This window comes from uncultured Roseovarius sp. (assembly GCF_913054395.1).
Classification (GTDB): Bacteria; Pseudomonadota; Alphaproteobacteria; order Rhodobacterales; family Rhodobacteraceae; genus Roseovarius.
Genome location: NZ_CAJXIP010000161.1, coordinates 1 through 6687, shown reverse-complemented (window position 1 = coordinate 6687; position 6687 = coordinate 1). Strand labels below are relative to the sequence as shown.

9 protein-coding genes and 1 pseudogene are annotated in these 6687 nt (G+C 56.8%); 3 read left to right on the top strand and 7 right to left on the bottom strand.

Going from position 1 to position 6687, the window contains the following annotated elements:
• A pseudogene (locus QZ522_RS16505) lies at nt 1-342 on the top strand (MFS transporter); the annotation flags it as partial.
• Here the strand turns inward: QZ522_RS16505 and QZ522_RS16500 are convergent.
• The 3 genes from QZ522_RS16500 to QZ522_RS16490 are packed head-to-tail and all read right to left on the bottom strand — an operon-like array spanning nt 325 to nt 2611.
• On the bottom strand, nt 325-918 hold the full coding sequence (locus tag QZ522_RS16500; RefSeq protein ID WP_294614092.1) for a Smr/MutS family protein: 594 nt from the start codon (nt 916-918) through the stop codon (nt 325-327). The pseudogene QZ522_RS16505 and the gene QZ522_RS16500 sit on opposite strands and share 18 nt — an antisense overlap.
• Nucleotides 915-1895 carry a murein transglycosylase A gene (locus tag QZ522_RS16495; protein ID WP_294614095.1) on the bottom strand — a complete coding sequence of 327 codons (981 nt, stop codon included), beginning with the start codon at nt 1893-1895 and terminating at the stop codon, nt 915-917. The genes QZ522_RS16500 and QZ522_RS16495 overlap by 4 nt, the downstream gene beginning before the upstream one ends.
• A gap of 56 nt (nt 1896-1951) precedes the next feature.
• Entirely contained in the window at nt 1952-2611 is a 660-nt protein-coding gene (locus QZ522_RS16490) for a Tim44/TimA family putative adaptor protein (protein WP_294614089.1), read from the bottom strand.
• Nucleotides 2612-2721: 110 nt separating this feature from the next.
• On the opposite strand from QZ522_RS16490, the gene QZ522_RS16485 reads away from it, so the two are divergent.
• A complete protein-coding gene (locus tag QZ522_RS16485; RefSeq protein WP_294614087.1) occupies nt 2722-3207 on the top strand; it encodes an FxsA family protein in 486 nt (161 codons plus the stop codon).
• Between the two features lie 63 nt (nt 3208-3270).
• Nucleotides 3271-3765, top strand: a complete 495-nt coding sequence (secB, locus tag QZ522_RS16480; protein ID WP_294614084.1) for a protein-export chaperone SecB — start codon at nt 3271-3273, stop codon at nt 3763-3765.
• Here secB and dnaQ read toward each other — a convergent pair.
• The 4 genes from dnaQ to QZ522_RS16460 are packed head-to-tail and all read right to left on the bottom strand — an operon-like array spanning nt 3762 to nt 6472.
• Nucleotides 3762-4460, bottom strand: coding sequence for a DNA polymerase III subunit epsilon (dnaQ, locus tag QZ522_RS16475; RefSeq protein WP_294614081.1), 699 nt, complete (start codon nt 4458-4460; stop codon nt 3762-3764). The two genes, secB and dnaQ, sit on opposite strands and share 4 nt — an antisense overlap.
• A complete protein-coding gene (gene coaE, locus QZ522_RS16470) occupies nt 4453-5046 on the bottom strand; it encodes a dephospho-CoA kinase (protein ID WP_294614079.1) in 594 nt (197 codons plus the stop codon). Before coaE ends, dnaQ begins: the two co-directional genes overlap by 8 nt.
• A complete protein-coding gene (locus QZ522_RS16465) occupies nt 5043-5876 on the bottom strand; it encodes a shikimate dehydrogenase (protein WP_294614076.1) in 834 nt (277 codons plus the stop codon). Before QZ522_RS16465 ends, coaE begins: the two co-directional genes overlap by 4 nt.
• Entirely contained in the window at nt 5873-6472 is a 600-nt protein-coding gene (locus tag QZ522_RS16460; protein WP_294614073.1) for a Maf family nucleotide pyrophosphatase, read from the bottom strand. Before QZ522_RS16460 ends, QZ522_RS16465 begins: the two co-directional genes overlap by 4 nt.
• Between the last annotated feature and the right edge of the window lie 215 nt (nt 6473-6687).

Here is a 6687-nt window from a genome sequence, read left to right as displayed (position 1 = left end):
ATGGTCGTGGCTTTTGTTATGTTTGCCTACACTGGCAGCTCTGCAACGATGTTGCTGGGTTTCTTTTTTCTGGCGGTGACCACTGGGGCTAACTCTGTTTTGCCAAATGCCTTTTGGGCCGAGTTTTTTGGTACGCGTCATTTGGGATCGATCAAGGCGATGGCGGCGGCTGTAATGGTTCTGGGTTCGGCCATTGGGCCGGGTATTACGGGGTGGGGGATTGATCTTGGGATCGGGATCGAGACGCAATATATCTTTGTGGCCGGTTATTTCGTCTTTACCACCGTGATGATGGCCATCGGCGTGGCCCGCGCACGGCCGCTCTTATCGCTGGCGTCGTAGATAGACGTAATAGGCCCCGCCGCCGCCGTGCCTAAGGTGCGCCTCGGTGATCTGCAACACCAGCGGACCAAGCGGCGGCACCCGAAGCCATTGCGGAACATTATGGCGCAAGACACCCTGACGCACCGGGATCGGACCGCCTGTATCACGATCCTTGCCCTTGCCGGTTACCACCAGAACAAGCCGCTTGCCCGCAGCATGCGACCGCAGGATAAACCCGGTCAGCGCCGGATGCGCCTGTGCCATTGTCATCCCATGAAGGTCGATCTTGCCCTCGGGCATCAGCTTGCCACGCTTGAGGCGGGTAAAGGCCTTTTTATCCATAGCGACCGGCGCGGCGGCGATGCGTTCGGAAATGCCGGGCAGAACATCGAACATCGGGCCGCTGGTCTTGGTCTTTTCGCCAAGGCTGAACTCTTCGATGCGGGCCGGTTCGGGCACTTTTGGCGGCTTTTTGGCAAGGCTGTCGGCCAGGGGCTGTTGTTTTAAGGGCTGCTTGGGGTTTAGCCGCCGTGCGGTTCGGGCCACCTGTTGCCAAAGCTCCAGCTCCTCGGGTTTCACGCGGCGGCGGGTCACGGGTTTTGCTCCGGCAGCATGGCGTAGGCGCGTTGAATCGGCATCAAGATCACCAATCGCCCCGGATCGCGCAGACGCCCCGCGGCGCGCCCCGCCGCATCGCCAGTGCCAAAGAAAATATCCGCGCGTTGCGGTCCCTTGATGGCAGAGCCGGTATCCTGCGCAACCATCAGGCGGCGGATCGGATCCTTGCCGCCCTTTTCAATCCAGACAGGGGCGCCAAGCGGTACATAGGACGGATCAACCGCAATAGTGCGCCCGGTTGTCACGGAACGGTTCATCGCACCAAGCGGTCCAAGATCGGCCGCGACATCACCAATGCGGCGGAAAAACACATAGGACGGATTGTGAAACAAAAGCTCTTGCCCCTTGTCGGGGTTACTGCGGACCCAGTTCTTGATCACCTCGGCGGACACCTGATGCACGTTGTAAACGCCACGCCGCACCAACTCGACGCCTATCGAACGGTAAGGATGCCCGTTGGCCCCGCCATAGCCGACACGGATCACGCGACCATTCTCCAGACGAATGCGGCCCGATCCCTGGATCTGCAAAAAAAAGAGCTCAACCGGGTCATCGACCCAGGCAATTTCAAGGCCCTGCCCCTGCATCACGTCGGTGGTTTCGATCTCGCGACGGGTCAACCAGGGATTGGCGGCCTTGGCGGCGCGCGGCTCGCGGTAGATCGGATAGCGATAGCGCGCGGTCGGGCGCAGCGCGCCGTGAAGTTCCGGCTCAAAGTACCCGGTGAAAAGCGCGGGTTTGCCATCGCTGATCATGACTGGGCGAAAGAAAAGCTCGAAAAAGGCCTGCGCATCCGGGCCTTGCTGTGCCAGCGCACAAAGCGCGCGCCAATCTGGGTCTGTCATATCCGGGCAGGTATTCAGAAAAACCCTGAGGGCCGAGGCATGATCATCCTCGGCCCAGCCGTTCAGGTCTTTGAAGTCAATTATATCGTGGCTCAGATCCTGGGCCATGACCGGCGATCCCAGCAATAGCCCAAGCCCAAGAATAAAAACCCGAAGCGCGCGCGTCATTCGCCCGTTGCGACAAGCCGCCAGTTGGGATCGTCCGACCCCATCACCCGCTCGTATGTCCATACGTCTTTCTGACGCTTGGACTGACCGGGCTCACCCTCGACAATTTCGCCATCCTTATCGCGCACGACCGAGATCAGCTCGCCCACGCATTTGACGGTGATCGCGGCACGGCGGGTCGATTGATCAAACGTGGCGTCGGTCAGCGCAAGTTCGCGCACGCCAACGAATTCCGCCTCGATGGCCAGCCCCTGTTCTTCACGGGCATCAACCACCTGTGCGAATGCTTCATAAACATCCTTGTTGAGAAACGGCGTGACCTCATCAAGCTTGCCTTTCTCGAAGGCCATCAGGATCATTTCATAGGCGCCGCGCGCGCCCTGCAAAAAGTTGGTCACGCTAAAGTCCGGCTCGATACGCTTCATATCGGCCAACGCGCCGGCGGCATCGGAATCTTCAGGGACATGATCAATGATATCGTGATCCGGCCCACCTTCGATGACCTCAAAATCGCGGCGGCGCGATTTGTCGGCCACGGGCTGAGCGCGCGTCGGATCTTCGAACCCGTCACGGGTGCCCAGAACGCTTTTGAGTCTCAGAATGAGAAAAATGGCGATGCCGACAAGCACCAGTAACTGTAAAACGGGCGAATTCATGGGCACCTCATGTTGTGCGGGGCATGGTAAGGTTCGTCGCTCGTCCTTATGTAGGTGAGGTGCAGAGCCAAGTCCACCTTATGGGCAGTAAAACAAAGGAGTGGCATAGCATGTGGTTATTTATCGCTTTTATAGCGGTTCCGCTTATCGAGATCGCCCTTTTCATCCAGTTGGGCGGTGCGATCGGTCTTTGGCCGACGCTTGCCGTTGTCGTGGGCACCGCAATGCTTGGCAGTTGGCTTATTCGTCGGCAGGGCGCGATAGCGATGTCAAACCTCCGCAAGTCGTTTTCCGATCTCGATGATCCCTCCGAACCGCTGGTCCATGGGGCGATGATCCTGTTTGCCGGCGCGCTTTTGCTGACGCCGGGGTTTTTCACAGATGCCATCGGGTTTTCGTTGCTGGTACCCGGCGTGCGGAGCGCGGTTTTCAATTTCATCCGCGCCCGCATTACGGTCGAGCGTTTTGAAATGGGCGGACAAGGCCCCCGCGATCCCCGCCGCCCCCCGCATCCGGATATCATCGAGGGCGAATATCAGGAAGTCGAGCCGCCCAAACGCCCGACCCATGGGCCGTCGGGCTGGACAAAGCATTGAGGCGGGCAATTCATCCTGCTAAGTCATGGCCAAACTTTGTGTGGCCTTCAGGAGAGACCAGCCATGGCCGAACAACAAAACGGCGCCGCCCAACCCGCACCGCAAGTCAAGATGAACACCTTGTCACAGTTCATTCGCGACCTGTCGTTTGAAAATGTCCTTGCCCAGCGCGGTACCGGCGGCGAGGTACAACCCGATGTCAGCGTCGCGGTCAATCTCGACGCAAAAAAGCGAAGCGTCGAACATCAGTATGAAGTGTCGGTCAAGCTTAACATCACCTCAAAGGACAAAGGCGCAGACCAGCCGCTTTTTGTTTTGGAAATGGATTATGTCGGTGTTTTCCACATCGAAGGCGTCCCCGAGGATCAGCTTCATCCCTTCCTTCTTATCGAATGCCCGCGGATGATCTTTCCGTTCATTCGTCGCATCGTCAGTGATGTCACCCGCGATGGTGGATTTCCGGCACTTAACCTTGAAAACATTGATTTCATGCAACTTTATCGCAATGAAATCGCCCGCCGCCAGGCCGAAGGCGAAGGCCAGAAAGCCGACGCCTAACCAAGTTTCTTCCAAAGTGCGCCCTCGCCCATCTTGTCGACAAAGGCCTGATGGGCGGCGGCCTCTTGTTGTGACAAGCGTGGCGGCAAAGCGGTGGGACGAGGCCCTGGTCGCCAATTTTCAGAGCCGCCCTGTTTTTGGTCCCGGCTTGTATCCTGGCTCCCTGCAAGCACAAGGTCGGGCTGTCGCCCACCGATGAGTTCAAGATAGACCTCTGCCAAAATCTCAGAATCGAGCAAGGCTCCGTGCAATGTGCGCGCGCCGTTATCAATCGCAAACCGGCGGCACAGCGCATCAAGCGACGCCGGAGAGCCGGGGAATTTCTTGCGCGCAATGGCCAGCGTATCAATTGCCTGTTCCCAGGGCAGTTGCGGCATCTTGAGCCAACCGAGTTCGGCATTGAGAAACTTCATGTCGAAGGCCGCATTGTGAATCACAAGTTTGGCATCCTGCACGAAATCCAGAAACTCCTGCGCGATAAGCGCAAAAACCGGTTTGTCGCGCAAAAAGTCGTCGCCAAGGCCGTGCACTTCGAATGCGCTTTGCGGCATGGGGCGTTCGGGATTGATGTATTGATGAAAGGTCCGGCCCGTCGGCATGTGGTTGTAAAGCTCGACGGCACCGATTTCTACGATGCGATCACCCTGGTCGGGTTCAAAACCGGTGGTTTCGGTATCAAGCACGATTTCACGCATGGCTGATCTTCTTTCTGATGTCGGCCAGCACAGACTGCACCTGTTCGCGCGCATGCTCAAGCGTATCGGTTTCGATCACGTAATTCGCGCGCTCGCGCTTGATGGCATCCGGAAGCTGTTTGTCGCGGATTGCTTCGAATTGCGCCAGGGTCATCGTGCCGCGACTTAAAACCCGTTCTCGTTGAAGTTCTGGCGAAATAGTGACACATGCAACGGCGTCCATCATCTGATCGTTGCCCGTTTCATACAACAATGGGATATCGAAAACGCAGATCTCGGCGGTACAGTTGTCAATGAACTCCTGTCGGTCCCTGGCGACAAGCGGATGCACGATCATTTCAAGTACCTGTAAAGCGCCCTGATCGTTTGAAATGATCTCTTTCAAGCGCCTGCGCGACACGGCGCCCTCTTCTATGGCATCGGGAAAAACCGCCGCTATCGGGCCCACCGCCGCACCACCCGCCGCATATAGCCGGTGCACAGCCGCATCCGCATCCCAAAGCGCACAGCCCTCTTCGACAAACATCTGGGCCGTGGTGGATTTTCCCATGCCGATTGAACCGGTCAGGCCAAGCTTGAAGGTCATCGCAATGCCGCGGCCCGCGTGGCACTATCCACGGTCGGGCGCACGCCAAACCAGCGTTCAAATGCCGGAACGGCCTGATGCAACAACATCCCAAGGCCATCGACAACAGTGCAACCCGCCTTTTCCGCCTCGATCAAGAGTCTTGTTTTCAAGGGCGCATAAACCAGATCGGTCACAAGCGCGCCCTTGCGTAATCCGTCGAGCGGGACACGCAGCTGTGGCTTGCCAATCATACCCAGGGATGTGGTGTTCACCACGGTCACCGCCTCTTCAAGCATGTTACCCGCCTGCACCCAATCGACGACGCGGATGCGCTTGCCAAAGTCGGCCTGCAAGGCCTCGGCGCGCGCACGGGTGCGGTTTGACATCAGGATCTCGGGGACACCCACATCAAGAAGCGAGGCAACCACGGCCCGCGCCGCACCACCAGCGCCCAGAACTGCCGCCGGTCCAGTCTTGGGATTCCAGTCAGGGGCATTTTGGCGCAGGTTTTGGATAAATCCGTAACCGTCCGTATTATCGGCATGAATCTTGCCGTCTTTGCGGAAAATCAAGGTATTCGCGGCACCGATCAGTGTTGCGCGATCGGTCACATGATCTGCGATTTTCAACGCTAGCTCTTTGTGGGGCACGGTAATATTAACGCCAACAAATCCCATGTCCGGCAGTGTCTTCAGAACTTTTTCAAGGTTCTCAGAAGTTACATCCATCGGAATGTAATATCCGGCGATGCCAAGGGTCTTGAGCCAATGCCCATGTAATTGTGGCGATTTGGAATGTGCGATGGGTGAACCGATGACACCAGCCAATGGGATTTTCGTTTGGCTCATTGTTCAAGATCTCCGCGTAACGTCAGGTAGGATAAAAGGTCGAGCAACGGCAGGCCCAACACCGTGAAATAATCGCCTTCAATACGGGAAAACAAGCGTACACCTTCTTCTTCAAGCTTATAGGCCCCCACGCAATGGCGAATGCTTTCCCAATTCCGGGCAATATATCCATCAAGATATGCGTCTGTAACCATCCGCATCGTCATGCGGGTGATCCCGACATGGCGCCAGATCGGCTTACCGCCCTCACAGATCACCGCCGCCGACAACAGGTCGTGCCGTTTGCCGCGCATATCACAAAGCTGTGCACGGGCCTCTTCCGGTGATTGCGGTTTTGACAACAGACGCCCTTGCAGGTCGAGCACCTGATCACAACCAATAACCAAGGCTTGCGGGTTCTTCTGGCTGACTTTCAGCGCCTTCAGCTCGGCCAGCGCATCGGCAATGTCACGGGGCGGCGCCCCTTCTGCAATCATCGCATCACGGACCATATCTTCGTCGACACGCGCAGGCACAACATCGAAGTTCAGCCCTGCATTTTTCAAAAGCGTTTGCCGGATGTCAGAGGCCGAGGCGAGGATCAAAGGCTGTGGCATGTGGATAACCCATGTAAAACATTACCTGGTTCTTAAGAACAATTAACCCGTGAATCCATCCCAACGGGTTTTTCCACTGAACTGATCCGATTTCACGGCCTTACGAAATTTTCTTACCTATGTGGGAAAGAATAAGTGGTGGATGTGTATGATGACTATGAAATCCAAGTTATCCTCAGGTCTAAGCCATCTAATTTAGCTTTTAGTTTTACTTT

Excerpts from the sequence above, each read along its gene's own strand:
- QZ522_RS16485 (WP_294614087.1), top strand. The coding sequence starts at position 2,722 with ATGTGGTTATTTATCGCTTTTATAGCGGTTCCGCTTATCGAGATCGCC.
- QZ522_RS16465 (WP_294614076.1), bottom strand. The coding sequence starts at position 5,876 with ATGAGCCAAACGAAAATCCCATTGGCTGGTGTCATCGGTTCACCCATC.
- secB (WP_294614084.1), top strand. The coding sequence starts at position 3,271 with ATGGCCGAACAACAAAACGGCGCCGCCCAACCCGCACCGCAAGTCAAG.
- QZ522_RS16460 (WP_294614073.1), bottom strand. The coding sequence starts at position 6,472 with ATGCCACAGCCTTTGATCCTCGCCTCGGCCTCTGACATCCGGCAAACG.
- QZ522_RS16490 (WP_294614089.1), bottom strand. The coding sequence starts at position 2,611 with ATGAATTCGCCCGTTTTACAGTTACTGGTGCTTGTCGGCATCGCCATT.
- dnaQ (WP_294614081.1), bottom strand. The coding sequence starts at position 4,460 with ATGCGTGAAATCGTGCTTGATACCGAAACCACCGGTTTTGAACCCGAC.
- QZ522_RS16495 (WP_294614095.1), bottom strand. The coding sequence starts at position 1,895 with ATGGCCCAGGATCTGAGCCACGATATAATTGACTTCAAAGACCTGAAC.
- coaE (WP_294614079.1), bottom strand. The coding sequence starts at position 5,046 with ATGACCTTCAAGCTTGGCCTGACCGGTTCAATCGGCATGGGAAAATCC.